At 44.9% G+C, this 26,608-nt stretch carries 24 protein-coding genes; 22 read left to right on the plus strand and 2 right to left on the minus strand.

Going from position 1 to position 26,608, the window contains the following annotated elements:
- Positions 1–97: 97 nt before the first annotated feature.
- From H8704_RS08320 to H8704_RS08335, 4 genes are all read left to right on the plus strand, one after another.
- Positions 98–1,264, plus strand: coding sequence for a PatB family C-S lyase (locus H8704_RS08320; RefSeq protein WP_249297976.1), 1,167 nt, complete (start codon positions 98–100; stop codon positions 1,262–1,264).
- A gap of 35 nt (positions 1,265–1,299) precedes the next feature.
- Positions 1,300–2,742, plus strand: a complete 1,443-nt coding sequence (locus H8704_RS08325; protein WP_249297947.1) for an MATE family efflux transporter — start codon at positions 1,300–1,302, stop codon at positions 2,740–2,742.
- A gap of 120 nt (positions 2,743–2,862) precedes the next feature.
- On the plus strand, positions 2,863–3,705 hold the full coding sequence (locus H8704_RS08330) for a DUF3737 family protein (protein WP_022464393.1): 843 nt from the start codon (positions 2,863–2,865) through the stop codon (positions 3,703–3,705).
- Between the two features lie 51 nt (positions 3,706–3,756).
- The gene (locus tag H8704_RS08335; RefSeq protein WP_249297948.1) at positions 3,757–6,468 is read left to right on the plus strand and encodes an EAL domain-containing protein; all 2,712 of its coding nucleotides are present in this window, start codon (positions 3,757–3,759) and stop codon (positions 6,466–6,468) included.
- Positions 6,469–6,609: 141 nt separating this feature from the next.
- On the opposite strand, the gene hisS is transcribed toward H8704_RS08335, so the two are convergent.
- Positions 6,610–7,851, minus strand: a complete 1,242-nt coding sequence (gene hisS / locus H8704_RS08340) for a histidine--tRNA ligase (protein ID WP_249297949.1) — start codon at positions 7,849–7,851, stop codon at positions 6,610–6,612.
- A 190-nt stretch (positions 7,852–8,041) separates the two neighbouring features.
- Between hisS and asd the strand changes: the two genes are divergently transcribed.
- The 15 genes from asd (at position 8,042) to H8704_RS08415 (ending at position 22,406) form a co-directional block, all read left to right on the plus strand.
- Complete coding sequence (gene asd, locus H8704_RS08345) at positions 8,042–9,139, plus strand: aspartate-semialdehyde dehydrogenase (RefSeq protein ID WP_118676605.1); 1,098 nt, start codon at positions 8,042–8,044, stop codon at positions 9,137–9,139.
- 68 nt (positions 9,140–9,207) lie between these two features.
- Positions 9,208–9,612, plus strand: coding sequence for an NUDIX domain-containing protein (locus H8704_RS08350; protein ID WP_022464389.1), 405 nt, complete (start codon positions 9,208–9,210; stop codon positions 9,610–9,612).
- Positions 9,613–9,684: 72 nt separating this feature from the next.
- Complete coding sequence (locus H8704_RS08355) at positions 9,685–10,974, plus strand: dihydroorotase (RefSeq protein WP_249297950.1); 1,290 nt, start codon at positions 9,685–9,687, stop codon at positions 10,972–10,974.
- Positions 10,975–10,993: 19 nt separating this feature from the next.
- Complete coding sequence (pyrF, locus tag H8704_RS08360) at positions 10,994–11,914, plus strand: orotidine-5'-phosphate decarboxylase (RefSeq protein ID WP_118676497.1); 921 nt, start codon at positions 10,994–10,996, stop codon at positions 11,912–11,914.
- Positions 11,915–11,992: 78 nt separating this feature from the next.
- Positions 11,993–12,781 (plus strand): dihydroorotate dehydrogenase electron transfer subunit, encoded by a 789-nt coding sequence (locus tag H8704_RS08365; protein WP_022464386.1) that lies wholly within the window; start codon positions 11,993–11,995, stop codon positions 12,779–12,781.
- A gap of 24 nt (positions 12,782–12,805) precedes the next feature.
- Positions 12,806–13,711 (plus strand): dihydroorotate dehydrogenase, encoded by a 906-nt coding sequence (locus tag H8704_RS08370; RefSeq protein ID WP_249297951.1) that lies wholly within the window; start codon positions 12,806–12,808, stop codon positions 13,709–13,711.
- Positions 13,712–13,934: 223 nt separating this feature from the next.
- Positions 13,935–14,783: a transporter substrate-binding domain-containing protein gene (locus tag H8704_RS08375; protein WP_249297952.1), complete on the plus strand. Its 849-nt coding sequence runs from the start codon at positions 13,935–13,937 to the stop codon at positions 14,781–14,783.
- 85 nt (positions 14,784–14,868) lie between these two features.
- Positions 14,869–15,555, plus strand: coding sequence for an amino acid ABC transporter permease (locus H8704_RS08380; RefSeq protein ID WP_249297978.1), 687 nt, complete (start codon positions 14,869–14,871; stop codon positions 15,553–15,555).
- A 12-nt stretch (positions 15,556–15,567) separates the two neighbouring features.
- On the plus strand, positions 15,568–16,356 hold the full coding sequence (locus H8704_RS08385) for an amino acid ABC transporter ATP-binding protein (protein WP_118676493.1): 789 nt from the start codon (positions 15,568–15,570) through the stop codon (positions 16,354–16,356).
- 38 nt (positions 16,357–16,394) lie between these two features.
- A complete protein-coding gene (gene pyrE, locus H8704_RS08390; protein ID WP_022464381.1) occupies positions 16,395–17,072 on the plus strand; it encodes an orotate phosphoribosyltransferase in 678 nt (225 codons plus the stop codon).
- Between the two features lie 16 nt (positions 17,073–17,088).
- Complete coding sequence (locus H8704_RS08395; protein WP_022464380.1) at positions 17,089–17,241, plus strand: hypothetical protein; 153 nt, start codon at positions 17,089–17,091, stop codon at positions 17,239–17,241.
- A gap of 4 nt (positions 17,242–17,245) precedes the next feature.
- Positions 17,246–18,271, plus strand: a complete 1,026-nt coding sequence (fliB, locus tag H8704_RS08400) for a flagellin lysine-N-methylase (protein WP_283241969.1) — start codon at positions 17,246–17,248, stop codon at positions 18,269–18,271.
- A 218-nt stretch (positions 18,272–18,489) separates the two neighbouring features.
- Positions 18,490–19,329 carry a hypothetical protein gene (locus tag H8704_RS08405; RefSeq protein WP_249297954.1) on the plus strand — a complete coding sequence of 280 codons (840 nt, stop codon included), beginning with the start codon at positions 18,490–18,492 and terminating at the stop codon, positions 19,327–19,329.
- 23 nt (positions 19,330–19,352) lie between these two features.
- On the plus strand, positions 19,353–20,543 hold the full coding sequence (locus tag H8704_RS08410) for a right-handed parallel beta-helix repeat-containing protein (RefSeq protein ID WP_249297955.1): 1,191 nt from the start codon (positions 19,353–19,355) through the stop codon (positions 20,541–20,543).
- Positions 20,544–20,564: 21 nt separating this feature from the next.
- On the plus strand, positions 20,565–22,406 hold the full coding sequence (locus H8704_RS08415) for a right-handed parallel beta-helix repeat-containing protein (protein WP_249297956.1): 1,842 nt from the start codon (positions 20,565–20,567) through the stop codon (positions 22,404–22,406).
- A 93-nt stretch (positions 22,407–22,499) separates the two neighbouring features.
- Here H8704_RS08415 and H8704_RS08420 read toward each other — a convergent pair whose 3' ends face one another.
- Complete coding sequence (locus H8704_RS08420) at positions 22,500–23,837, minus strand: hemolysin family protein (protein WP_249297957.1); 1,338 nt, start codon at positions 23,835–23,837, stop codon at positions 22,500–22,502.
- Positions 23,838–24,070: 233 nt separating this feature from the next.
- Here H8704_RS08420 and H8704_RS08425 point away from each other — a divergent pair, with 233 nt between their 5' ends.
- The 3 genes from H8704_RS08425 to H8704_RS08435 all read left to right on the plus strand — a co-directional run bounded on the left by H8704_RS08425 (position 24,071) and on the right by H8704_RS08435 (position 26,482).
- Positions 24,071–24,658, plus strand: coding sequence for a zinc dependent phospholipase C family protein (locus tag H8704_RS08425; protein ID WP_022464375.1), 588 nt, complete (start codon positions 24,071–24,073; stop codon positions 24,656–24,658).
- 240 nt (positions 24,659–24,898) lie between these two features.
- Positions 24,899–25,615 (plus strand): metal ABC transporter ATP-binding protein, encoded by a 717-nt coding sequence (locus tag H8704_RS08430; protein WP_022464374.1) that lies wholly within the window; start codon positions 24,899–24,901, stop codon positions 25,613–25,615.
- A gap of 36 nt (positions 25,616–25,651) precedes the next feature.
- Positions 25,652–26,482, plus strand: coding sequence for a metal ABC transporter permease (locus tag H8704_RS08435; protein ID WP_283241970.1), 831 nt, complete (start codon positions 25,652–25,654; stop codon positions 26,480–26,482).
- Positions 26,483–26,608: the final 126 nt, after the last annotated feature.

Here is a 26,608-nt window from a genome sequence, read left to right on the forward strand (position 1 = left end):
CTAAAGCGGCTGTATAAGGCTGCTAAGAAGCATTAAAATTCTGCATAGAAAACGGAAGGTAAGATTAAAACGGTAATGGAGGGAAAGAATGAGCGAAATGTATGATTTTGATAAGGAAATCAACAGAAGGAATACCGGTTCTCTGAAGTGGGATGTACCGGAGGGAGAGCTTCCTATGTGGGTGGCGGATATGGATTTTGAGACAGCGCCGGCGGTAAAACAGGCGTTGGAAAAGAGAGCAGCTCATGGAGTATTTGGATATTCTATTTTGCCGGATGCCTGGTATGAGGCATACCGGAACTGGTGGAGCAGTCGTCACGGCCTGCAGATTGAAAAAGAGTGGCTGGTCTTTTGTACGGGTGTGATCCCGGCTCTGTCCACGGCCGTGAGAAAACTGACAACACCGGGAGAAAAGATATTGATTCAGACACCGGTTTATAATATTTTCTTTAATTCCATTATCAATAATGGACGTTTTGTAGCAGAAAGTCCTCTGGCATATGACGGAGACAGATACACCATCGACTGGGAGGACCTGGAGCAGAAGCTTTCCGATCCACAGGTTTCCATGATGATCTTGTGTAATCCCCATAATCCGGTGGGCAATATATGGGATCGGAAGACACTGGAGAGGATTGGAGAGCTTTGCCGGAAATATCATGTAATTGTATTTTCCGATGAGATCCATTGTGACCTTACGGCTCCCGGAAAGGAGTATGTTCCTTTTGCCGGTGTTTCTGAAATCTGCCGTAGTATCAGTGTGACAGCAATTGCACCCACGAAGGCGTTTAATATTGCGGGACTGCAGACCGCAGCGGTTATGGTGCCGGATGAGCTTTTGCGTCATCGCATGTGGAGAGCGTTAAATTCCGATGAGGTGGCGGAACCAAATGCTTTTGCGGTGGATGCGACAGTGGCTGCATTTGGGGAGGGCGGTGAATGGCTGGATGCGCTGCGTGAGTATCTTCAGGAAAACAAAAAGACCGTAAAGGAATATATTCAAAAGGAAATACCGCAGATCAAAGTGGGATCATTGGACGTGACATATCTGTTGTGGCTGGATTGCAGCAAGATTACGGATAATACAGAGGGGTTAAATGTATATTTAAGAAAAAAAGCGGGAGTATATCTGTCAGAAGGTAATATTTTTGGAGGAAATGGAGCCGGATTTCTTCGTTTCAATACTGCAACTACCCGCAAAAATATATTAGAGGGATTAAAGAGATTAAAAAGTGGGATAGAAGGCTATCTTTCAAGACCATAAATAAACTGCCGTTATGGCGGATTGAGGATAAAAATATGAGAAAAGATAAAAGTGCAAAGCTGTTAGAATGGCTGCGGGAGGGACAGGAGTTGTCCATGAGACAGCAGCTTCTTCTGATCGTGCATTTAAGTATTCCGGCTATTTTTGCACAGATTTCTTCCATCATTATGGAATATATTGACGCATCCATGGTGGGGTGTCTCGGAGCAAATGCCTCTGCTTCGATTGGTCTGGTGGCTTCCAGTACATGGCTGCTGGGAGGATTGACCTCCGCCTATAATACCGGTTTCAGTGTGCAGATTGCGCATCGGATCGGTGCCGGTGACGGTAAAGGCGCCAGACGGATTATGAAGCAGGGACTGATAACAGCCTTATTGTATAGTCTCATTCTTCTAAGTGTGGGGGCCGGGATCAGCAGAGAGCTTCCACGGTGGCTTGGGGGTGACAGCAGCATCTGCCGGGAGGCATTCCATTATTTTTTGGTTTACTCTCTGGCGCTTCCGATCATGCAGATGAACCTGGCAGCCGGTGCTATGCTGCAAAGCAGCGGTAATATGAGACTTCCGAGTATTCTGCATGTGCTGATGTGCTTCCTTGATATATTGTTTAATCTTGTTTTAATATTTCCTTCAAGAAACGTTTTATGGATGGGACATCAGATGTGCATTCCGGGAATGGGGCTGGGAGTGCTGGGGGCGGCACTTGGGACTGCGCTGGCGCAGCTTGTGATCATGATATGTATGATGTATTTCCTGCTTTTTCGATCGCCGGCGCTTCATCTTCGGAAGGAGGAGAAGCTGCAGTTTTACCGGAAAGACATACGGAAAGCAATCGGGATATCCGTACCGGTAGCAGTAGAGCAGTTTATTATGAGCGGTGCGCAGATTATGTCTACCAGGATCGTGGCACCATTGGGGATGATCGCTATTGCGGCAAATTCCTTCTCTATTACGGCGGAAAGTCTCTGTTATATGCCGGGATACGGAATCGGTTCGGCGGCAACTACGCTGATCGGACAAAGTGTAGGAGCCGGCAGACATGATCTTACGAAACGGCTTGGCTGGATCGCTACCTGTTTTGGTATGCTTGTTATGGCGGTGAGCGGTGCATGTATGTATCTTCTGGCACCATGGATGATCTCTATATTATCGCCGGATGAAGCCATACGGCAGTTAGGGGCCTCTGTGCTTCGCATCGAGGCGTTTGCAGAGCCGATGTATGCGGCTTCTATTGTTGCTTCCGGTGTATTTCGCGGGGCGGGGGATACGTTGATTCCAAGTTGTCTGAATTTTTGCAGCATGTGGCTGGTACGTCTGCCTCTGGCGGCTTTTCTGGCACCGAAATTTGGTCTCCGGGGTGTCTGGATCGCTATGTGTATTGAATTGTGTATTCGTGGCGTATTATTTCTGTTGCGGCTGGCATTTAGCAAAAACTGGGACCAGACGGACAAAAGGCACCGTGGAAAATTGTTGACATAAAATATTGAAAAGGGTTTCGTGCTTTTCTTTTTGGTTAGAATAATGTATAATTATTTTGATTGGAGAATTTATGGAAAATGACAGAAAAGCACTGGATTGTAAATGTGAAGGAGAAATACAATGCAGGTTATAAGAGAAGAGAGATTAACAGGGGAGAGGGCATTATTCCATAGTAAAGACCTTTCGATCGAGTATTCTATATTTGCAGATGGTGAATCTCCACTGAAGGAGAGCAGTGACATTTCGCTGCGGCAGACTTCTTTTCAGTGGAAGTATCCTCTATGGTATTGTAAAAATATCAGGGTGGAGGATTGTGATTTTGCTGAGATGGCAAGGGCAGGAATCTGGTATACAGATCAGATTTCTGTTAAAGATACATTATATGAGGCACCAAAGGGATTCCGCCGGGTCAATGGGCTGACTCTGGAAAATGTGGATCTGCCTCATGCAGAGGAAACCCTGTGGCATTGCAAGGATGTTGCCATGAGTAATGTGGTGGCAAAGGGAGATTATTTTGCCATGAACTGCAGTGATATAAAGCTGGATGGTTTTCGTCTGGTGGGAAATTACTGTTTTGATGGATGTCGTAATGTAGAGGTGCATCACGCCAAAATGCTTTCCAAGGATGCTTTTTGGAACTGTGACAATGTTACCGTATATGATTCCTATATCTGCGGAGAATATCTGGGTTGGAATTCTAAAAACATTACTTTTGTCAACTGCGTGATCGAGAGTCTGCAGGGCATGTGTTATATGGAAAATCTTGTGATGAAGAACTGCAAGCTGTTAAATACGACGCTTGCTTTTGAATATTCCACGGTGGACGTGGAAGTGGACGGACCGATTGAAAGCGTGAAGAATCCATCTGCAGGAGTGATAAAGGCAGAAAAAATAAAAGAATTGATCTTAGAAGAGCAGGAAATTGATCCTTCCCAAACAACCATCATTGTGAATGAAGCATAAGCTTGTCATGATGGAGCTGCGGGAGGAGATATTATTGAGGGAGACGATACATTGAGAAAGAGAATCGCAGTGTTATCCTCGCAATTGGAGGAAAATTACCAGAAAAATTTCATGCAGGGTTTTTTGGAGCGGGCATTTGCTTTTGATTTTGATGTCTGCACCTTTGCCACTTATCGGAAGTATCAGGATACGTCAGAGCGGGAAGCAGGAGAGACAAGTATTTTCTCTTTAATTGATTACGATGCTTTTGACGGTGTGATTGTTTTGCCGGAAACGTTGCAGACGCCCGGTCTGATGCTGCGTCTGGAGGAGCAGTTCCGGAGCAGATTTCATGGGCGGCTTCTATATGTCGATCGGAAAAGTGACGAGTACGACTATATCATGCTGGATCATTACAAGCCGATTAAAAGAATGGTATCTCATCTGATCGAAGAGCACGGCATGAGAGATATCATCTTTTTGACAGGTCCCCGGTATAATGCACATTCTGTGCAGCGTCTGCATGGATTTGTGGATGCCATGGCAGAGCATGGACTGGACGCCGGAGATGACAGGATATTTTATGGTGATTACTGGTACGATGGTGGTCATGATATGGTACGGGAGTTGATGGAACGGAGGCAGAAGCTTCCGGAGGCGATCGCCTGTGCTAATGATCTGATGGCGGTCGGCGTTGCCGAGGCTCTGGCAGATCGTGGAATCCGTGTGCCGGAGGATATTGCCATTGTGGGTTATGATTCTGTACCGGAGGGAAAGGAAAGCCCTAGTCCCATTACATCTATGGATATTCCGTCAAGGGAGTTTGGACAGTATGCGGCAGAGTGCATCCGAAGCCTTTTGGATGGACAGAAACTGCCGGAGTTTACTTATGAACCACCGTTATTTATCGGTGGAAGCTGTGGTTGCCACTGTGAGAGTGTGATACCGCGAAAGATCGTACGGGATCAGTGGTCTACTGATGTTTCCCGCAAGAGCTTTTATTCTAACTTTAATCATCTGACAGAGGACTGGATCTCACAGAATACCTTTCAGGAGCTGATGGATGCGGTTCAGACATACAGCTACCAGATCAGGGAGTTTGACAGCTTTCATGTTTGTGTAAATGATCTTTGGATCCGGGAGGACAAGCCGGCTAGTGTTAATATTGTGAAGGGACATTATACAGACCGGATTGCACCGGTGCTTCATTGTGGACCGTCCGGTAAAGGAGAGGATCGTCTGGAATTTACGGAAACTTTTCCGAGAGAACAAATGCTTCCTGAGATTTATGAGGAGAGTGTTACACCCAAGGCATACATTTTTACCCCTCTTTATTTTGAGGATATGTGTTTTGGGTATGCTGTGATCAGCTACGGGAACGAGCCAAAGGCATATGATGAACGTTATTATATGTGGTTACATAATCTGATGATCGGTATGGAGTGTTTCCGGCGTATGGATGCGCTGCAGAGGACAAACCGCCGGGCACAGGAGCGCAAGATTCATGATGAATTGACGGGCATGTTTAATTATACCGGCTTTGTGAAGCATTCTAAACCAATGGTGGAGAGGGCCTGTGAGGAAAATAAATATGTCAGTGTTCTGGCGATGGATATGGCGAGTCTGGACAAGATCAACGAAAAGTTTGGCAGAACAGAGGGGGATCATGCGATTCAGAAGGTTGCACAGATCATCCAGAAGTGTGCGGATGAAGGTGCGATGTGCTGCCGGCTGGGGGATGATGAGTTCATTATGGCAGAGCTTACCGATGAAGCAACTCATGAGAGGATTCATACGGTACGCAGAGAGATTGACCAGATGCTGGAGGAGTATAATGGGTCTTCTGACTGTAAATATGAAATGAGGCTGTTTAGTGGCAGCAAGACAGAGCGTGTGAAGGATCTGGTGGAGATGGAAGATCTGGTCAATGCAGCCGTGAGCCGCAAGAATGGACGCAAAGCAAGTGAAAAACGGATTACCGGTGATGCAACACTTTCTGCTCAGGAGCAGGAACAGGCTGCTTTGGTGAAAAAGGTGCTGGATGAGAATTTGTTTGTCTATCATTTCCAACCGATCGTCAGTGCGAAGGATGGTTCCATTGTGGCGTATGAAGCACTGATGAGAGCACAGATCTATCCAATGATATCGCCTCTTGACATTATTAAATATGCATCTCATCTGGAACGGTTGTATGATGTGGAGAGAGCTACCTTCTTCAACATCCTTCATCTGGTGGATGAGAGAGAGAAGGAACTGGCAGGGAAAAAGATCTTTATCAACAGTATACCGGGCAGCCAGCTTTCCGGAGAGGAAGCGGCAGTGCTGAAGCAGAAGCTTACAGAGCATGCAGATAGTGTGGTTGTGGAGCTGACGGAGCAGACCGAGGCAGATGACAAGACGCTGGCGGATATGAAGAGCGGTTATGAGAAAATGGGAATTGAGACAGCGGTTGACGATTACGGCACAGGATATTCTAATATTGTGAATCTGTTGCGTTATATGCCGAATTATGTGAAAGTAGACCGGATGCTGCTCAGCGGGATTCAGGATAATCCACAGAAACAGCATTTTGTTAAGGATATTGTGATCTTCGCCCATGAAAATCATTTTCAGGTACTTGCCGAGGGTGTAGAGACTTCGGAGGAGCTGGAAACGGTGATCAAGCTTGGGGTAGATCTGATCCAGGGGTACTACACGGCCAGACCAAATCCGGATATTCTTGGCAGGATTGACAGTAACATTGAGGAGGAGATCTGCCGGTATCAGAAGGAGCGGGTATCGTAAAGAATGTTTATTTGATGTATCAGAACATTGAATTTTATAGTTTGATTAAAATATAAAAGTCATCACAGAACATTTGTGATGACTTTTTGATATTTATAAATTAAGACGCCGGTATTTATCCGGATGATATGCCGGGGCTGTTTATTCACCAAACAGCTTCACGCCATCCTCCTGTCCATAGACAGCAAATCCATCAAAGCCCTGTGTTTCCAGCTTGTTCAGATATTTTCCGAGCTTCTTTGGACGGGCAATAACAGAAACGATATAGTCATTCCGTAAGTCCTCTGCGTAGATCAGAGCTTCTGCATAGGTGTCGGTATCGTAGAATACGGCAATTTTCTTTTTGCGGTTTGGAATAGAGCAGTTCTGCTCCATCAAGATACCGAAGATACGCTCAAAGCCAATCGAGAAGCCGACGGCCGGGATATCTTCATTCAGGAACTTGCCGATCAGATTGTCGTAACGTCCGCCACCTGCCACGGCACCGCTGTAGCCTGCTGCTTCCACCTCGAAAATAGTGCCGGTGTAATAGCCCTGTCCACGTACAAGGGAAGGACAAAATTCCACAGGAATCGTACCCTTTGAAACGGTTGTGACAGCATCAATGATACGCTGCAGTTCCGTTACATACGAAGCATCACATACGTTTGCTACGGAATCCAATGTCAGGGTGCCGTCTGCAAAAAGAGCAATAAATTTATCAATGCAGGTCTGGTTAAAGCCATTTTCCTCCAGCTCTGCCTTCACACCGTCAATACCGATCTTATCCTGCTTATCAAAGATGATCGCAAGCTTTTCATTGTCCTCCGTTGAAAAGCCGGCATAAGCAAAGATATCGCTTAAGATCCGGCGGTCATTGATCTTTACCTTATAATCAGAAAGTCCCACGCGGTTCAGGGCCTTTGTGGTAGTCAGGATCAGCTCGATCTCCGCGTCTCTGGATTCGTTTCCGATAATATCAATATCACACTGCATAAACTCGCGGAGACGACCCTTCTGGGGACGTTCCGCACGGTATACACGATCCATCTGGATCACTTTAAACGGCGACAAAAGTTCGTTACGGTTATTGGCATAGTAACGGGAAAGAGGCAGCGTCAGGTCGTAACGCAGTCCCATATCCGCAAGCTCCTTCTCGGTCGGGTGCACCCCTGCAAGGGCACTGTCCAGTTTTTTGCCTCGTTTTAATATTTTAAAGATCAGGTTCAGATTTTCTCCACCCTCACTTTTGTCCAGATTGACAGAATCCTCGATGATCGGGGTGGTAATACGCTGAAATCCTGCGCTGCTGTATGTTTCCATAATAATATTCTGTAAATAATCCCGGATCTCTGTTTCCTTTGGAAGATAATCCCTGGTTCCCTTGACTGGTGTAGCTTTCATAATTGACATTCCTTTCTTGTTATATAGTAACAAAAATGATTTTATCACAGCAAGTCCTAAATCACAAGTGCACTGTAGGGAATAATATATGCCGGATGTTTGACTTATGCTTTATAATAGTGTAAAATCGGAGAAAATGCGAAAGAAGAATTATACGCAATTTTCAGAAAAAGTTATTTTGGAGGTCATCATGGATAAGAAGTTAAAAGTAGGTATCCTTGGAGGTACCGGAATGGTAGGACAGAGATTTATCTCTTTGCTGGAAAACCACCCTTGGTTTGAGGTTGTTGCAATTGCAGCCAGCCCAAGAAGCGCAGGCAAGAAGTATGAGGATGCCATTGGCGGACGCTGGAAAATGACAACACCGATGCCGGAAGCTGTCAAAAACATTATCGTTGAGGATGTCAGCAACGTAGAAGAGGTTGCTTCTAAGGTTGATTTCGTATTCAGCGCAGTTGATATGAGCAAGGACGAGATCAAGAAGATCGAGGAAGAGTATGCAAAGACTGAGACTCCTGTTGTATCCAATAACAGTGCCCACAGATGGACTCCTGATGTACCGATGGTTGTGCCGGAGTTGAATCCGGAGCACTTAGAGGTAATAGAGTCACAGAAGAAGCGTCTGGGAACGACCAGAGGTTTTATCGCAGTTAAGCCGAACTGCTCTATCCAGAGCTACACGCCTGCACTTCACGCATTAAAGAAGGCAGGTTATGAGCCAAAGACGGTTGTTGCTACCACATATCAGGCGATTTCCGGAGCAGGTAAGACATTTAAGGACTGGCCGGAGATGGAGGGCAATATCATTCCGTTTATCGGTGGTGAGGAAGAGAAGAGCGAGCAGGAGCCGCTTCGTATCTGGGGTCATATTGAGAATGGCGAGATCGTAAAGGCTGACGGTCCGGTGATCACGACACAGTGTATCCGTGTTCCGGTATTAAACGGTCATACAGCGGCTGTATTTGTTACTTTCGAGGAGGGCAAGAAGCCTTCTAAGGAAGAGATCATCCGCGTATGGAGAGAGTATTCCGGAGTACCACAGGAGCTGAAGCTTCCTAGTGCACCGGAGCATTTCATCCAGTATCTTGAGGATGATAACCGTCCACAGGTATCCATGGATGTAGATTATGAAAATGGTTTTGGCGTATCTATGGGACGTCTCCGTGAGGATACTGTATTTGATTATAAGTTTGTAGGTTTATCCCACAATACAGTCAGAGGAGCAGCCGGCGGTGCCGTACTTACTGCAGAGCTTCTGACAGCCAAGAAATATATTACAGCAAAATAATCAAGGGATTCATTAACTGCAGTATAATAAGACACATTTCGATGAGTATAAGGGAGTGAGGTGGCTGCATGAATGCATATAGGATCTTAGTTAAAGGAATTGTAAAGAGAGATGATAAATATCTCATTATTGAAAAATGGTACGATGATAATATCATGGATCCTTACCAGTGGGAGTTTCTGGATGGAGAAGCCGAGTTTGGCGAGTCGCCGGATGTGGCTGTGATCCGTATGATCCAGGAGCAGACAGGTCTTACGGCGGAGGTTGACCGCATCTTATATACCTGGACATTTATGGTGGGTTCCGTATGCAGTCTTGGTCTGACATATCTTTGTTATACAGATATGGAAGAAGATGACGTACAGCTATCTGAGGATCTTCACGATTGCCGCTGGGTATCCGCTGATGAGTTTGGTGAGTTCATATCCAATCAGAGGATGCTGGAGGATATCGAGAAAGCAGAATTATATTAAAAGAAAAGGGGTGTCAATGCCGGATGGCTGACATCCCTGTTTTTAGTACGAAATGAAATGGACGGTGATGCAATGAAAATTTTGATCAAGAATGGAAAGCTGGTGGACCCGGCAAATGATATTGATGCGTTTTATGATGTGCTGATCGAGGAGGATAAGGTAGCTCGTGTTTCACAGGATATTGATCCGAATATTCTGGGAGAGGGAGACAGACTGATCGATGCCTTTGGCAAGGTTGTGATGCCGGGCTTTATTGATCTGCATGTACATTTGAGAGAGCCGGGTTTTGAATATAAAGAAACGATCAGGACAGGTTGTGAGGCTGCCGCCCACGGCGGTGTGACCAGTATATGTCCGATGCCAAATACGAAGCCGGTCATTGACTCTCCGGAGAGAGTCCGGAATCTGCTGGAGCGGGCAAAGGATGCACCGGTACATGTGTTACCGATCGGAGCCGTAACCATTGGACAGGAGGGAAAGGAGCTTGCAGATATTGAAGGCATGCAGGAGACCGGTATTGTTGCTTTGAGTGAGGATGGCAAATCAGTGATGGACAGTCTGTTATTCCGTCATGCCATGGAGCAGGCAGCACAATATGAGATTCCGATGTTTTCACACTGTGAAGATAAGGCGCTGGTAGACGGCGGTGTGATGAATGCAGGAGATAAAGCAGAAGAACTGGGACTTCCGGGTATTACCAATGCGGTAGAGGATGTGATCGTTGCCAGGGATATTCTGATCAGCAAGGAGACGGGAGCACAGCTTCATCTCTGCCATTGTTCTACAGCAGACAGTGCGTTGCTGGTAGGAATGGCAAAGGATCAGGGGCTTCGTGTGACGGCAGAGGTGTGTCCACACCACTTTACGATGTCGGATCAGGAGATCACCGAGGATGACGGTCGTTTTAAAATGAATCCGCCACTGCGCAGTCCAAAGGATGTACAGGCTTTAAAAGATGCTCTGGCATCAGGTGTTATGGATGTCATTTCTACGGATCACGCTCCTCACGGAGCTCAGGAGAAGGCACAGAGTATGAAGAAAGCTCCGTTTGGTATTGTTGGACTGGAGACCTCCTTTGCGCTTGGATTTACAGAACTGGTACAGGGTGGATATCTGTCTTTAGCCCAGTTAGTAGAGAAAATGAGTGTCAACCCGGCGAGAGTGCTGGGAATTGATAAAGGAAATCTGGCTGTGGGAAAAACGGCGGATCTGGTGATTGCCGATGTGGAGCATGAATATGAGATTGACAGCAGCAGCTTTGCTTCTATGGGCAGAAATACCCCATTTGACGGGAAAAAGGTTACAGGACGGGTGGTAACGACCATTGTAGATGGTAAAATTGTTTATGAATATAGTAGATAATGGAAAGGACAGGTAAAAAATGATCAATAAATTAGTGGCAGAGATTAAGAAGAAAGATGCACCGGTAGTCGTTGGACTGGATCCGATGCTTGGTTATGTACCGGAGCATCTGACAAAGAAAGCCTTTGAGGAGTTCGGGGAGACTCTGGAGGGAGCAGCAGAGGCAATCTGGCAGTATAATAAGGGTATCGTGGATGCAGTTTATGATCTGATCCCGGCTGTGAAGCCACAGATTGCTATGTATGAGCAGTTTGGTATTCCAGGTATGATGGCGTTCAAAAAGACAGTGGATTACTGTAAGGAGAAGGGACTTGTTGTGATCGGTGATATCAAGCGCGGTGATATCGGATCTACCTCCACCGCTTATGCAGTGGGTCACCTGGGAAAGGTTACGGTAGGCAGCAGGCAGTATTACGGCTTTGATGAGGACTTTGTCACCGTGAATCCATATCTGGGAAGTGATGGTGTCAATCCGTTTATTGATGTATGTAAGGAAGAGAAAAAGGGAATCTTTGTGCTGGTCAAGACATCGAATCCGTCCAGTGGAGAGTTTCAGGACCGCCTGATCGATGGCAGACCGCTTTATGAGCTGGTAGGGGAGAAGGTTGCCGAATGGGGCAGCCAGTGTATGGGAGATGATTACAGCTATGTAGGCTGTGTCGTAGGTGCAACGTATCCGGAGATGGGCAAGATCCTTCGAAAGATCATGCCAAAAACATATATCCTTGTACCGGGCTATGGTGCGCAGGGCGGAAAGGCATCAGATCTGGCACCGTACTTCAATAAAGATGGTCTGGGTGCCATCGTTAATTCCTCCCGTGGTATTATCTGTGCTTACAAGCAGGAGAAATATGCAAAGTTTGGTGCCGGAAATTATGCGGAGGCATCCAGACAGGCAGTGATCGATATGATCCAGGACATCAACGAGGGTCGTAAATAACGGAGCGCATGGGAAAAGCATATAATAATGCAGTATCCTGTGATGTTCATTGATTGCAGAAACAGAATGGAGATAAGAATGGCAGATAAGAAAAAATGTCTGGCTGTTGTGGTAAGCCAGGAGAAAATCACAGAAGGGATCTACAGCATGTGGCTGCAGTTTCCGGAGGATTATAATGTTGCCGGGATGGCAGTGCCGGGACAGTTTATTTCAATGTACTGTGGTGAGGGAAGCCGTCTGCTTCCAAGACCTATCAGCATTTGTGAGATCGAACCGGCACAGAGAAAGCTTCGTGTCGTTTACCGTGTAGCAGGAAAGGGAACCGAGGAGTTTTCCGGACTGGAGGAAGGTGCGCAGATTCCTGTTATGGGACCTTTGGGCAATGGCTTTACCAGAAAGAGCGGAAAGGCAGTGCTGATCGGAGGAGGCATCGGAATCCCGCCGATGCTTGCTCTGGCGAAGGCTTTGAAGGAAGAAGGTGCAGAGGTCTCCGTTGTTCTGGGATATCGGGATGGAGATCTCTTCTTAAAGAAAGAATTTGAACCATATGCAGATGTCTATGTATCCACAGAGGACGGCAGTGTAGGAACGAGGGGAAATGTCATTGATGCGATCCGTGAAAATGGTCTGGACGCAGATACGATCTACGCCTGTGGTCCTATGCCGATGCTTCGTGGTGTTAAGGCATATGCAGCAGAGAAGGAGACAGAGGCGCAGATTTCTCTGGAAGAGAGAATGGCTTGTGGTATTGGTGCCTGTCTGGGATGCGTCTGCAATTCTACAGACGTAGACAGTCACAGCCATGTACATAATAAGCGGGTATGCAAGGATGGTCCTGTTTTTAATGCAGAGGATGTCACATTATAGAAACACAGGACATGGAGGATGAATATGAATTTATCAGTTGATTTTGCCGGGGTGACTATGAAGAATCCGGTAACAACAGCATCTGGAACCTTTGGCTCCGGTGCAGAATATGGTGAGTATGTGGATCTGAGCCGTCTCGGAGCAGTGACCACCAAGGGAGTGGCAAATGTACCGTGGCCGGGCAATCCAACGCCGAGAGTCTGTGAGACATACGGTGGCATGTTAAATGCCATTGGTCTGCAAAATCCCGGCATAGATGTATTTGTGGAGAGAGATATTCCATATCTGAAACAGTATGATACACGGATCATTGTCAATGTGTGTGGTCATACCACAGAAGAATATCTGGAGGTGGTAGAGCGTCTGGCAGATCAGGATGTGGATCTGCTGGAGATCAACATTTCCTGCCCGAATGTCAAGGAGGGCGGCATTGCCTTCGGACAGAATCCCAAGCTGGTGGAGCAGATCACCGCAGAGATCAAGAAGAAAGCAAAGCAGCCGGTAATCATGAAGCTGAGTCCCAATGTAACAGATATCACAGAGACGGCGAAAGCAGCAGAGGCAGGTGGAGCTGATGCCCTGTCCCTGATCAATACATTGACGGGGATGAAGATTGATATTAACCGCCGCCGGTTTGCATTGGCAAACCAGACCGGTGGAATGTCCGGCCCGGCAGTAAAGCCGGTGGCAGTCCGGATGGTATATCAGGTTGCTCACGCCGTAAAGCTTCCTGTGCTTGGTATGGGAGGCATCCGTACCGCAGAGGATGCACTGGAGTTTATTATGGCAGGAGCTTCTATGGTTGCTGTGGGAACGGCAAATTTCAATAATCCTACAGCGACAGTGGACGTGATCGAGGGAATCGAGCAGTTTATGAAGGAGCATCACATTGAGGATATACATGAGCTGATCGGATGTGTTGAGGCTTAATTTTAATATACAAAATAACAAATTTATTGGCGTATGCGATGATTTCAGTTTATTATCCGCTATATTGGCATGAAAATTTAACAATATCTTTACACTTGCATTGGGCTATGATATTATGAAATCTGTGTGAGTGAGCTGATTTGCACAGCATCGAATCCCAATAAGGCGTTTTTAAATAGCCGGAGTGGGAAAACAGACAGTGACACGAGGAAGGAGTTACATAATGAAGAAGAGAGTATTAGCAATGATGCTTTCACTGGCAATGTGCTTTAGTATGACAGCCTGTGGAAGTACGAACAACGCAGACAACACAACAAGCGATAAGGCATCCTCAGAAAGTAAAGGAAGCTCTAAGAGTGATAACAGTTCCGATCTGGCTTATATTCAGGATAAGGGAACATTGATCGTGGGTATTACGGATTTTGAGCCAATGGATTATCAGAAGGGATCCGATGAGTGGATCGGTTTTGATGCAGATATGGCAAAGGCATTTGCAAAGAGTCTTGGCGTTAAAGCTGAGTTCGTAGAGATCGATTGGGATAATAAGGTTCTGGAGCTGGATGCAAAATCCATCGACTGTGTATGGAACGGTATGACACTCACTGATGAGGTGACAAGCTCTATGGCCTGCACGAATGCATACTGCAATAATGCGCAGGTTGCCATCGTAAAAGAGGCAGATAAGGACAAATACAGCACTGTAGAGAGTATGAAGGATTTGAACTTTGCCGTAGAGGCAGGTTCAGCCGGTGAGAAAGAGCTTTCGAAGCTTGGTTACAATTACACATCCGTTAAGGCGCAGGCAGATGCACTGATGGAGATTTCTGCCGGAACATCCGATGCCGCTGTGATCGATTCCCTGATGGCAGCTGCTATGGTTGGCGAGGGTACCGGTTATGAGAAGCTTACCTATACCGCAAGCTTTAATAGTGAGGAGTATGGTGTTGGTTTCCGCAAAGGATCTGATATGGCAGAGAAGTTAAATGACTTTTTTGCAGAGAGCTATAAGGATGGAAGTATGAAGAAGACAGCCGAGAAATATGGTGTCCAGGCGGCACTCATCGAACAGTAATACAAAAAAGTATGGCTGCCGTGATGTTACATTTGCGGCAGCTTTTGCTATGCAAAGAGAGAAATATTAAAAGGCAGGTATAATGATGTCAACGATTATGGAACAGATGCCCATTGTATTTCATGCATTAAATGTGGGCTTTTTACAAACGTTAAAATTATTTTTTGTGACACTTCTGGGGGCTTTTCCACTGGGACTGATCATTTCCTTTGGATCGTTATCCGGATTTCGTCCGCTAAGGTATCTTACGAAGCTTATCGTATGGATCATCCGGGGAACTCCGTTGATGATCCAGCTTCTGATCATTTATTACTTTCCGGGGCTGGTTCTGGGCAAAACGATCTGGAGCGGTGGTGAGGAAGGCAGATTTATGGCGGCAGCAGTGTCCTTTATCATCAATTATTCCTGCTATTTTTCCGAGATATACCGTGGCGGTATCCAGAGCGTGCCGAAGGGACAGCAGGAGGCCGGTCTTGTACTTGGTATGACAAAGCGGCAGATCTTTTTCAAGGTAACTCTGTTGCAGATGATCAAGCGGATCGTCCCTCCAATCTCCAATGAGATCATTACGCTGGTGAAGGATACCTCGCTGGCGCGTATCATTGCACTGCAGGAGATCATCTGGGCAGGGCAGGCATTCTTAAAGGGATCTCAGGGTATTTCCGGACAGATCTGGCCATTATTCTTTACTGCAGTTTATTATCTTGTATTTAGTGGCATACTCACGCTGTTCCTTGGATGGCTGGAGCATAAACTGGAATATTTCAAATAGGAGGACAATCGGATGGCAATTTTAGAAGTACAAAATATCGAGAAATCCTTTGACCGTACCCCGGTTCTGAAGGATATTTCCTTTTCGCTGGAAAAGGGACAGGCATTGGCGATCATTGGCTCCTCCGGCTCCGGTAAGACAACACTTTTACGTTGTCTGAATTTTCTGGAAAGACCCGACAAAGGTAAGATCATTGTGCAGGGAGAAACGCTGTTTGATGCACAGGATGCCTCTTCCATCAAGGAGAAGGATATCCGTATGAAGCGTCTTCATTTTGGCATGGTCTTTCAGGCATTTCATCTGTTTCCGCAGTATACGGCGTTGCAGAATGTCATGCTGGCAAGACAGCTTCTGGAGAAAGGAAAGCCTGGCTTTAAGGAAAATAAAAAGAAGATTTACGAGGAAATCGAGACAGAGGCAAAGGAGCTTTTGGACAAGATGGGGTTGTCCGACCGGATGGAGCATTATCCGCATCAGCTTTCCGGCGGTCAGCAGCAGCGTGTGGCGATTGCCAGAGCATTGGCACTGAAACCAGATATCCTCTGCTTTGATGAGCCGACTTCGGCTCTGGATCCGGAGCTTACCGGAGAGGTTTTAAAGGTGATCCGAAGCCTGGCGGATCAGAATATGACTATGGTTATTGTAACCCATGAGATGGCATTTGCCAGAGATGTGGCAGATCAGGTGATCTTTATGGACAGTGGTGTGATCGTAGAGCAGGGCGATGCCAGGCAGGTGATCGAGAATCCACAGGAGGAGAGGACGAGACAGTTCTTGTCGAGATTTTCGCAGACGGTGTAGTGGGAGAGTTTTATGAAAAATTAAGGAGGTATTATACAATGGAACAGTACAAGCAGGAATTTATCGAGTTTATGGTGGAGAGCAACGTATTGAAGTTCGGCGACTTCACATTAAAGAGCGGACGTAAATCGCCATTTTTTATGAATGCGGGAGCCTATGTGACAGGGGCACAGCTTCGCAAGCTGGGGCAGTATTATGCAAAAGCGATCCACGAGCATTACGGAGATGATTTTGATGTCCTTTTCGGACCGGCTTACAAGGGGATTCCTCTTAGTGTCGCTACGACTATGGCTTTCGATGAGCTGTATGGCAAGGAGATCCGTTACTGCTCCAACCGTAAGGAAGTAAAGGATCACGGAGATACCGGTATCCTCTTGGGCAGCAAGATCAAGGATGGAGATAAGGTGGTTATTATTGAGGATGTCACCACATCCGGTAAGTCGATCGAGGAGACATTCCCGATCATTCAGGCACAGGGAGATGTGGAGATCCTTGGTCTGATGGTTTCTCTCAACCGTATGGAGAGAGGTCTTTCCAGCAATGCCAGTGCATTGGATGAGATTCAGGAGAAGTATGGATTTGGTGCCAATGCCATTGTAACCATGGAGGATGTAGTAGAATGTCTGTACAATAAGGAGTGTCAGGGCAAGATCGTGATCGATGATACGATTAAAACAGCCATTGATGCATATTATAAAGAGTATGGATGTAAGTAAGAAATGGAGGAGCGTTATGGCAGAGAAGGTTTATAAAACGATGAAATCAGTAGGAGCATTTAGTCTGGTTACAGGGATTCTTTTGATCGTTGGTGGTATTGCTGCCGGCGTTGCAGTGATCATTAATGGGGCAAAGCTGCTTCAGGCAAAGTCAGATCTGACATTTTAAAGCGATGAGATATTATTATTTAGACATTTACAAGACATTCTCCTGTATGGCAGGGGAATGCCCTTCTACATGCTGTGCAGGATGGAGTATTCGGGTGGATGAAGAGGCGTTGGAACGGTTTGATGCATTGCCGGAATCGGATCTGAAAGAGGATATCCTGCAGCATATACAAAAAAAGCAAGATGGATATTATTTTATGAACCGTCCGGATGGAAGCTGCATGATGCTTGATCCGGACGGTTTGTGCCGTATACAGAGAAACAGCAGGGAGGAGATGCTTTGTATTACCTGCCGGAAGTTTCCAAGACTGGCAGGCAGAGTGCAGCAGGACTACTGGATGTCGATGGCGGCATCCTGCCCTGTGACAGCCGGGTATCTCTGGACGAAGACCGTAGGCTGGTATATGACAGATGGCGAAATAAGTCAGGAGATTGACTGGACAGAGCTTCCATATGATAAGGAGCGAAAGGAATGGCTGGAGTGGTTTATGGATTCTCTCAGAAAACAATCTGAGGCAGCTCCGGACTCTATGGAAGAAAGTGTCCATTTTTTATGGAACATGTATCAACGAATGTACGATCTGATGGAGGGCTGTCTGGAGCTTTTGGCGTCTTCGCCGGAGCTTTCTTATCTGGAGGGAAGCTTTGATTACTTTGAAAAGGATTATGGGGCGGCAGAAATTATCAGTCAAATGATGACGTTTCAGGAAAATTTTAGAGGGAAGCTGCGGGAGTTTACAAAAAATTATATGTTGTACAGAGTATACAGCCGGTGCCTGGAGTTCCCGGAGGAATCCAGTCAGAAATGTCTGTTTACGGTGGCAGGGGAATTATTTTTGTTTTATATTCTGCGGTTCAGCCGTTATCATACAATACACCGGGATGATTTGCCTTCTGTTGTGGCGGAGATTAATTGGATGTATCGTTTTTGCGTCCATAGTAAAAGGCGATCCGATCAATTTACGTCATTGTTAAAGGACAAATTTAAAAAATTAGAATATTTAGCCGAAATAATCATTAGAATATCTTGAATAACATAATGGAGAAAGATTGCTGTTAAATTCCGGCTGTCGCTTCACAGAAGGCGGAAAGAGAAAATTGCATTGTCATACATGGCATTTTCTGTCTTTACTGACAAAATGTAAGCTGCGTATTTATTAAAAACGTAGAAAAAATAAAAACATCTTTACGGGGGTATGAAATTATCATATGATTGACATACAGTTTTTGGAAAGGTGTGGTTATTCGTATGAAAGTTGCATTTTGGAGTAATATCAGGAAAAAGGGTGGTGTATCTACCAATATGGTATGCATTGCAGCCGTATCTGCCATAGCGGGAATTGGCAGGAGTGTTTTACTGGAAAATCATTACAATGTCAATAATCTCAATGGAATGCTCCTGTCCCAGGAAAAGATCGCAATGCTTCATGAAACCGGGCAGTATTACAATAAATATGGGATTGAGTATATTTTAAAGCGGCTATATACCGGTACAGCAAGTGAGCAGTTGATCAGAAAAGCGTCTATTCCTCTATTATATTCAAGTATCTATTATCTTCCTCAGAGTTATATCGTAAATAGAGAAGTGTTTGATTATGAGTTTGAACTGGCACATAAGGACCTGTTTCAAAGTCTGGAGAGCATTTCAGATATGGTATTCATCGATACAGAATCAAGGGGAAATGCCAGTTCGGTACAGATTCTGGAGGAAGCGGACCTGGTGGTAGTTAATATAGATCAGGACAAAGAAGACTGGGACGATTATTTTGAAAATTATGCCTCGATGCTGGAAAAATCTGTATTTCTGATTGGCCGGTATGAGAAGGAAAATCCGTTTAATCTGGAGTTAATACAGAAGCAATATCATATTCCGAGAGGTAAAATGGCTGTCATTCCCTATAACATTGATTTACATATTGCGGCCAATGAGGGAAGAATGATACCATTTCTGAATCGAAACTATTTGAAAAGCAGCAGGGCAGAGAATGAATATTTGATGGGAGAAGTCAAGCGGGCAGTTATTATGTTGAAGGAAAATATGACATATCTTGGAAAGCCTGATATGATGAGGCGTTTTGGAAAAAATTAAGGGAAGTGGCTTCCCGGAAAGGAATGGTTATTCGTATGGAGAAGCATCATCCGTTTTGGAAAAAGAATGCGTCATTTCAGTATACCTATTGCTTTGGATTAGGTGTTATGTCTATGGGACATATGAAGTCCATTATGGAGACACAGGATTTTTTTGAGGATATATTAAAGGCAATTCATCTGCCGGAATCTCAGTGGCAGCAGATTTTCTTTGATCTGAATAATCATTTTGAAGAATGGATTGATAAGGTGTTTGCTTTGCTGCGGGGAAAAGAAGAACAGTATTGTTTTACATTGGATCTGTACCGTATCCTGAGTCACACGGTATGGTCCGGGGAATATTGCAGTGCTGTTCTGGAGGACTATCTGCAGGTGTTTCAGTTTTCCCATGCGGAAAGAGCTTTTTTTCAGGAATTTGACAAGTGTATGAGGACACAGGATGAACAGGGAGCCATTGCGGCTGTGCAGAAATTTTCAGAGGAAGGCTACAGTATCCGGTATGATTTTCTTACATGGTTTTATCCGCAGTTTTATATGGAAAAGCGATATCAGGGGATGAGAATAAGAGATGGGGAAACAGTTATTTTGGACTGTCCAACGATCATCCGGGGAGACATCGAGGTGGATAAGGGAGGATCTTTACTGATTTATGGAGCGGATATGCAGATGGATGGAAGGGTGATTGTCCGAGGTGGAAGGCTTCAGGCAGATCATGGACATATAGAGATTACAGAATGCACTTCTGATTACTGGCTGTCCATTGAGGGAGCGGCTGTGGTGATGTTGACAGATACCTCTGTAGATTGTAAGGAAAAATGTGGTTTGCTGGAACAGAAAACAGGATATCTGCTGGTGAATGACTGCTGGGTCCGCCAGACGGCAGGGGCAAGGGCTATTTCCTTTGAGGGGGATGCCATCAGAATACACAATACGCATTTTAGCAGATGCATGAATGGAATGGTATCCATACAGGGAGGAGCAAGTGCAGAGATTGTAAACTGTGAGTTTCAGGAGGGGATCGCAGAGTATGGCGGGGCTGTTTATGCAGACACGATTCATGATGTACTGCTGGAGCATTGTACTTTTCGGTCCTGTCAGGCAAAGTATCTGGCAGCAGCCGTATATTTCAAATTTCAGAAATTAGGACAGCGGGTAGAAGATTGTCAGTGTATTGATTGTGATCCGCCGGAAAATGTATTTTTTAATATATTATAACCAGGGGCAGGGAGGTGCCGTATGATCATAGGAAACCAGACAAAGTTATATTATAAAAAGAAATCATGGCTGACGCCAAAGCATCCGCTATATTTCGAGGAAGAGGAGTTCAAGATCTATTATGCGTCTGCGGTTATGATCCATGCTGAGAAAAATCAGTCTATGCCGCCGGAGCAAAATTATGAGTTGGAACGTTTGCTGCATCATGGTCTGGATCTGAATGCAGGACAGATGGCCCGGGTGCTGAAAAAGGCAGCGGATCCCGGTGAAGTTCTGGATTATCTGTATAGTCATACAGACCTGGGAATGAAACGTTATCTGCTGATGCTGGATCTTTATAATATATCTTCGGAGGAGGAGCTTAGCAGACAGGAGACAGATAATTTGTGGTTGTTTGCTCATATGCTGGAGATTCCGGAGAAATATATGAGGTTGTTTGAGCATTTTATCCGTGGAGCCCGGAAGGAGAATGAGGGAGAATGCCGCAGGATATTTGCTATGATGACAGAGTGCAAAATAGAATTGTCCCTGATGGAGTTAAAATATTATCTTATGACCCTGTATGATGTTTTTGAATGTACTCAGGACATGCTGGAAAAGGATAAACGGATACGTCTGGTGGATCGCTGTGTCATTCGGGAGGATCTTGTCTTACGGGATGGTATGGAGCTGAGAATGGATCATGCGGTTGTCAGAATTTATGGAAATATTACTATTGATGGTGGAACATTTGTTGCGGAACACAGCCGGATCATTCGTAAAAGCGGTTCTCACAGGGCATGTCTGAATATTCGGCGGGCAGGAAAAGTCCGGATGGAACAATGTGACATTGATTGTAGAAATTACGGTATGTTGTTACGGGCGCAGGACGGAGCAGCGTTAATTCGCGACTGTGAGATTCATCATACCACCAGAGGGGCTGCTGTACGTTTCTGGGGCACTGCATTGCAGATAGAAGGAACCCTGTTTCATCACTGCTATTCCAACGAGGAGGGTGGAGCTGTACTGATCCGTGAGGGATCAGCGCGTATCGTACAATGTCGTTTCTGGCATTGCGAGGCGGTTCGTGGAGGTGCTGTGTATGGAAGAAATTTCATGGAGATCCGGGACTGCTTTTTTAAGAAATGTTATGCTTCGGAATATGGAGCAGCTGTATTTTGTATAGGAATGATACAAAATAAGATTTCAGGTCTGCATTACACAGAATGTTTTCCTGAGCGGACAGAACTGATCCAGTATATTGTAGAGCCGAGAGGTATTGAAATTTCGGAGAGGGTGGAGATTGGTGTGAATACAATTCTGGATTGTGAATTGGATATCACATCGCAGGGTAGTTTGTGGCTTCACGATGCCGTTGTATATTTAAGATATCCTATTCGGTGCAGAGGTTCTTTGGAAATGGACAGGGTATGTCTTCTGGCTGATAACATGCAGCATCAGGATATGATTGTGCTGGAGCATGCCAGAGGATGCCGGATCACGAAAAGCCGTCTGGACGGAATGGGGCAGAAAAGCGGGATTTTTTCGGCAGCCACCAAGCTTGAGGCTGAAAAGACAGTATTTTGTAATATGAAAGGCGGGAGAGCTGTTTTTAATGCGTATCAGCCACAAATCACATCCTGTATCTTTAATTATTGTCAGAATGGCGGGATTCATTGCCAGGGAGGCACGATCCAACACTGTCTGTTTGTGAATTGCAGAGGCAAAAGTGGAGCCGGTGTGACAATGGTTGGCAAGAAAGGTTTGATACGGCAGAGTCAGTTTGTGCGCTGTATTTCTGATATCAGTGGCGGTGCTGTAGACAGGGCAGTTGGAAATCAAATGACAGAATGTGAATTTACGGATTGTATATCCGGGGATTAGTGGAAGAATAATTGCTAAAATGAAAGAAGCCTGCAATCTGTATCCGGTTGGACACAAAATTGCAGGCTTCTTTGTTATATGGTAAAGAAAATATCAGTCGTTTGATGCATCATCGCAGGAGGTTTGATCTAAATCACACTCCTCCTCTTTATTGGTTTGAGGCAGCAGATGAAGCTTCACTTTATCAATACGATTCTTTTCTGCGGATAAAACGAGATATTCTGCATATTTATCAGAAACACGTTCTCCGGTTTTTGGAAAATGATCCAAAAGATTAATAATATGACCGGCGATGGAGTCGTAGTCCTCTGACTCTATATCAATACCAAGCTGTTCGTTGATATCGTCAAGCTTGGCAACACCCAGCAATATGTAGTTCTCGTCATCTAACCGGGTGATTTCGTCTTCCTCGTAACCATCATACTCATCACGGATCTCTCCTACGATCTCCTCGATCAGATCCTCGATTGTCAGAAGACCGGCTGTTGCTCCATATTCATCCAGGACGATTGCCATAGGAATGGATTCCTTTTTCATTTCAAAAAAGAGTTCTGAGATTTTCTTATATTCATAAGTGAAATAAGGCTCTCTCATTACTTCGGATATCTTGAAATCTTCATGGGAACCCTCATAGAAGAAAATATCCTTTAAGTTGATAATGCCGAGAATGTTGTCGCGGCTTTCTTTATATACAGGCATTCGTGTGAATTTCTTTTTGCCGTAGCATTCCATTAATTCCTGATAGGTAAAATCAATGTTTGCAAACTCCACATCCATCTTCGGAACCATAACGTCTTTGGCAAGGGAATCTCCGAAATCCACTACATTTGTGATCATTTCCCGTTCCTCGCTCTCGATCACGCCTTCCTCGTGACTGACATTTACCATTGTCAGCAGTTCGTTTTCGGTGATCACCGGGCGGGGAGATACATCCACACGTAAAAGCTTTAAAAGACCAAACGAAATCTGGTTCATCAGAAATGAAACCGGACGAAGTATCTGTGTCAGCGCATAGACCGGCTTTGCATACAGCAAGGCGAGCTTTTCTGCGTTTACCGTGGCAAGTGACTTTGGTACGATCTCACCGAAGATCAGGATCAGGACAGTTAAAACACCGGTTGCTACGCCGGTAAATACACTGGCCGATATAGGAAGACCATTTCTCTGTGCAATATGAATTGCGTAAGAAGTGGTGAGAGAAGATGCCGTCAGATTGACAATGTTGTTGCCGATCAGAATGCCGCTCAGAAGTTGTGTTGGCTTTTCAATCAGCTTTAAAACAGTTGAGGCATTTTTGACATGGTCCTCTGCCATAGATTGCATACGTACCTTGTTTACAGTTGTCAGACACGTTTCTGCTGATGAAAAAAAAGCAGAAAGAAGCAGTAAAATCAACAAAATGATAATCTGCGAGGCGTCACTCGAATCCAAAAAATCAACTCCATTTCTTAATAATATAATTAGATAGTATCGCTCCTATTTTACCTAGCCGGAAGTCTCTTGTCAAGATGTTGTCATACGAAGAGGTATTTTCTGACAATTTTGGAAAAAAATCAAAAATATCAGAAAATACTTGAAAATAACAATGGATAGAGGTACAATTATTTCAGAAAGGCGATATACACCGGATGAAAACAAAAGGGTATATCGGTGGGGAGGTCGATATGAGAAAAAAATCCCATATTTCACTTGCATGGTATCTGATGAATAGTGAAGGAATGGATGCTTTAAAACTTCATAAAGGATCTTTTTATATGGGCAGTGTATTGCCGGACTGCATGCCATCATTTCTGGTACGCAGACATACGATTGAGGATTCCTTTGAAGTATTAGAGAAGGAATTTCAGAAACTGGTATCACATTTTGATCCGAAAAAAGGGATTAACTGTTATTTTTGCAGACATTTAGGAATGATCACCCATTATGTTTCTGATTATTTCACATTTCCACACAATGCGAATTACCCGGGAAATTTAAAAGATCATTGTATCTATGAGGAGGAGCTGAAAAAGGAGCTTCGTGCCTATGTACACAGCCCGGAGGCGATTCGAAAGCGTAAAAAGCTGGGAATGCAGACTCCAGATGATATTCTGACAATGATCCGCCAGATGCATAACCGGTATCTCCAGATGGAAAGTGTGGTCATGCGTGATTGCCAATATATTATTGAATTGTGCCATCGGGTTGTAGATGCAATATTATGTCTCTTAGAGTCATTGTCGGCAGCAAAGATATCAGTTGCCTTGCAGTAATAAGTGATGTGGAGGGCAGTTTTGTTTTATGAGGACAAAGCTGTAATAGAAAATAATGAAACGGAGAGCGGCAGTATATATGATACTGTAGTCTCTCCGTTTTTTTGCATTTGTGGTTTGTCCGACTGACGATTTTGCATAAATATGGAAACAGTTTATATCTTGACAAAAGACAGAAAATGAGTAAAATGAAAAGAGTTTTCAAATTTAATGGCTGGATTGTACCTATGGAGGAGAAATATGGATAATGATATAGAAAAAAAATGGCTGATCTCATGCCGGGATGCAGGGTTGGGATATGAGAATAAAGCGGTATTGGAGCATTTAAATATTGAGATTCTGGAAGGACAGTATATTTGTGTGATTGGGGAAAACGGATCGGGAAAAAGTACACTGATCAAGTCCCTGCTTGGATTGTTAAAGCCGGTGAGTGGAACGGTACAGATCAACCGCCAGGTAGGAAAGGGGGCTGTGGGATATCTGCCGCAGCAGACACAGATACAGAGAAACTTTCCGGTGAGTGTGATGGAAGTAGTCCTGTCAGGATTTTTAAATGATATGCGTTTCCGCCCATTTTATAATAAAAAAGAAAAGCAGGAAGCGAAACGCCATTTGGAGCATCTGGGAATTGCAGATCTGGCGGCAGAATGCTACGGAGAGCTTTCCGGAGGACAGCAGCAGAGAGTATTGTTAGCAAGGGCACTCTGTGCAGCAGATAAAATACTGGTATTGGATGAACCGGTTACCGGCCTGGATCCCGTGGCGGCCAATACCCTGTATGAGAGCATGGAACTGCTGCATCAGGAGGGGATGGCAATTGTTATGGTAACGCATGACATGGGAAACGCATTGAAATACGCAGATAAGATCCTTCATATCAGTGATGAGGGATATTTCTTTGGAACAGTGGAGGAGTATAAAAAGTCAGAACTGGCGCAGATATTTTTGCTGAAATAATACGGCAGCACAACAGATGGAAATGGAGGATGATCAATGATCGATCTGGTGATACAGATAATGTCGTACCCTTTTATGGTACGGGCATTTGTGGTGGGAATTTTAGTGTCTCTTTGTGCGGCACTTCTTGGAGTAAGCCTTGTTTTAAAGCAATATTCTATGATAGGAGATGGTCTGTCCCATGTATCATATGGTGCACTGTCCATTGCCCTTGCATGTGGAATTGCGCCCCTGAAGCTGTCAATTCCGGTGGTGATTGTTTCTGCCTTTTTTCTTCTTCGTATGACAGAAAATAATAAGATCAAGAGTGATGCGGCTATTGCAGCCCTTTCTGCATCGACGCTTGCAATTGGTGTGTCCGTAACAGCCCTTACAACCGGAATGACAACAGATGTGTGCAGCTATATGTTTGGAAGTATACTGGCGATGACAAAGGAGGATGTGGTTTTAAGCGTTATTCTCTCCGTGCTGGTATTGATCTTATTTGTTTTTTCTTATCACAATATATTTGCAGTTACATTTGATGAGAATTTCTCCAAGGCAACCGGTGTCCGGGTGGGATGGTATAATACACTTCTCTCGATTTTGACGGCCGTTACCATTGTATTGGGAATGCAGATGATGGGGGCTATGTTGATCTCCAGTCTGATCATTTTTCCGGCACTGACATCCATGAGGCTGTTTAAAAGCTTTCGAGCGGTGATTATCAGCTCAGGAGTATTGTCCGTTGTATGTTTTTGCGTCGGAATGGTTGTTTCTTATTGTGTTTCTACGCCGGCAGGAGCAAGTATTGTGCTGGTAAATTTATCATTTTTCCTGATTTTTGCATTGATCCGGAAAATCCGTGAAAAAATTGGAGTCGCGTAAATGCCTATTTTATCAGGGGTTGCAGATTGTTTTTATAAAAAAATAAAAAAAAATAAAAAAAACACTTGCAAAACCTGAAAAATTGTTTTATACTAAGCAAGGCTTGTGAGACAGAAACGCATAAGC

Source organism: Jutongia huaianensis (assembly GCF_014384985.1).
In the GTDB taxonomy this organism is placed as follows: domain Bacteria; phylum Bacillota; class Clostridia; order Lachnospirales; family Lachnospiraceae; genus Jutongia; species Jutongia huaianensis.

What these genes read in the sequence shown, in the direction of transcription:
- H8704_RS08350 (WP_022464389.1), top strand. Translation starts at nt 9,208, where the DNA reads ATGAATGCATATAGGATCTTAGTTAAAGGAATTGTAAAGAGAGATGAT.
- H8704_RS08355 (WP_249297950.1), top strand. Translation starts at nt 9,685, where the DNA reads ATGAAAATTTTGATCAAGAATGGAAAGCTGGTGGACCCGGCAAATGAT.
- H8704_RS08430 (WP_022464374.1), top strand. Translation starts at nt 24,899, where the DNA reads ATGGATAATGATATAGAAAAAAAATGGCTGATCTCATGCCGGGATGCA.
- H8704_RS08330 (WP_022464393.1), top strand. Translation starts at nt 2,863, where the DNA reads ATGCAGGTTATAAGAGAAGAGAGATTAACAGGGGAGAGGGCATTATTC.
- H8704_RS08365 (WP_022464386.1), top strand. Translation starts at nt 11,993, where the DNA reads ATGGCAGATAAGAAAAAATGTCTGGCTGTTGTGGTAAGCCAGGAGAAA.
- H8704_RS08370 (WP_249297951.1), top strand. Translation starts at nt 12,806, where the DNA reads ATGAATTTATCAGTTGATTTTGCCGGGGTGACTATGAAGAATCCGGTA.
- H8704_RS08410 (WP_249297955.1), top strand. Translation starts at nt 19,353, where the DNA reads ATGGTTATTCGTATGGAGAAGCATCATCCGTTTTGGAAAAAGAATGCG.
- H8704_RS08415 (WP_249297956.1), top strand. Translation starts at nt 20,565, where the DNA reads ATGATCATAGGAAACCAGACAAAGTTATATTATAAAAAGAAATCATGG.
- H8704_RS08375 (WP_249297952.1), top strand. Translation starts at nt 13,935, where the DNA reads ATGAAGAAGAGAGTATTAGCAATGATGCTTTCACTGGCAATGTGCTTT.
- H8704_RS08405 (WP_249297954.1), top strand. Translation starts at nt 18,490, where the DNA reads ATGAAAGTTGCATTTTGGAGTAATATCAGGAAAAAGGGTGGTGTATCT.
- pyrF (WP_118676497.1), top strand. Translation starts at nt 10,994, where the DNA reads ATGATCAATAAATTAGTGGCAGAGATTAAGAAGAAAGATGCACCGGTA.
- H8704_RS08325 (WP_249297947.1), top strand. Translation starts at nt 1,300, where the DNA reads ATGAGAAAAGATAAAAGTGCAAAGCTGTTAGAATGGCTGCGGGAGGGA.
- H8704_RS08380 (WP_249297978.1), top strand. Translation starts at nt 14,869, where the DNA reads ATGTCAACGATTATGGAACAGATGCCCATTGTATTTCATGCATTAAAT.
- pyrE (WP_022464381.1), top strand. Translation starts at nt 16,395, where the DNA reads ATGGAACAGTACAAGCAGGAATTTATCGAGTTTATGGTGGAGAGCAAC.
- hisS (WP_249297949.1), bottom strand. Translation starts at nt 7,851, where the DNA reads ATGAAAGCTACACCAGTCAAGGGAACCAGGGATTATCTTCCAAAGGAA.
- H8704_RS08425 (WP_022464375.1), top strand. Translation starts at nt 24,071, where the DNA reads ATGAGAAAAAAATCCCATATTTCACTTGCATGGTATCTGATGAATAGT.
- H8704_RS08395 (WP_022464380.1), top strand. Translation starts at nt 17,089, where the DNA reads ATGGCAGAGAAGGTTTATAAAACGATGAAATCAGTAGGAGCATTTAGT.
- H8704_RS08435 (WP_283241970.1), top strand. Translation starts at nt 25,652, where the DNA reads ATGATCGATCTGGTGATACAGATAATGTCGTACCCTTTTATGGTACGG.
- asd (WP_118676605.1), top strand. Translation starts at nt 8,042, where the DNA reads ATGGATAAGAAGTTAAAAGTAGGTATCCTTGGAGGTACCGGAATGGTA.
- H8704_RS08385 (WP_118676493.1), top strand. Translation starts at nt 15,568, where the DNA reads ATGGCAATTTTAGAAGTACAAAATATCGAGAAATCCTTTGACCGTACC.
- fliB (WP_283241969.1), top strand. Translation starts at nt 17,246, where the DNA reads ATGAGATATTATTATTTAGACATTTACAAGACATTCTCCTGTATGGCA.
- H8704_RS08320 (WP_249297976.1), top strand. Translation starts at nt 98, where the DNA reads ATGTATGATTTTGATAAGGAAATCAACAGAAGGAATACCGGTTCTCTG.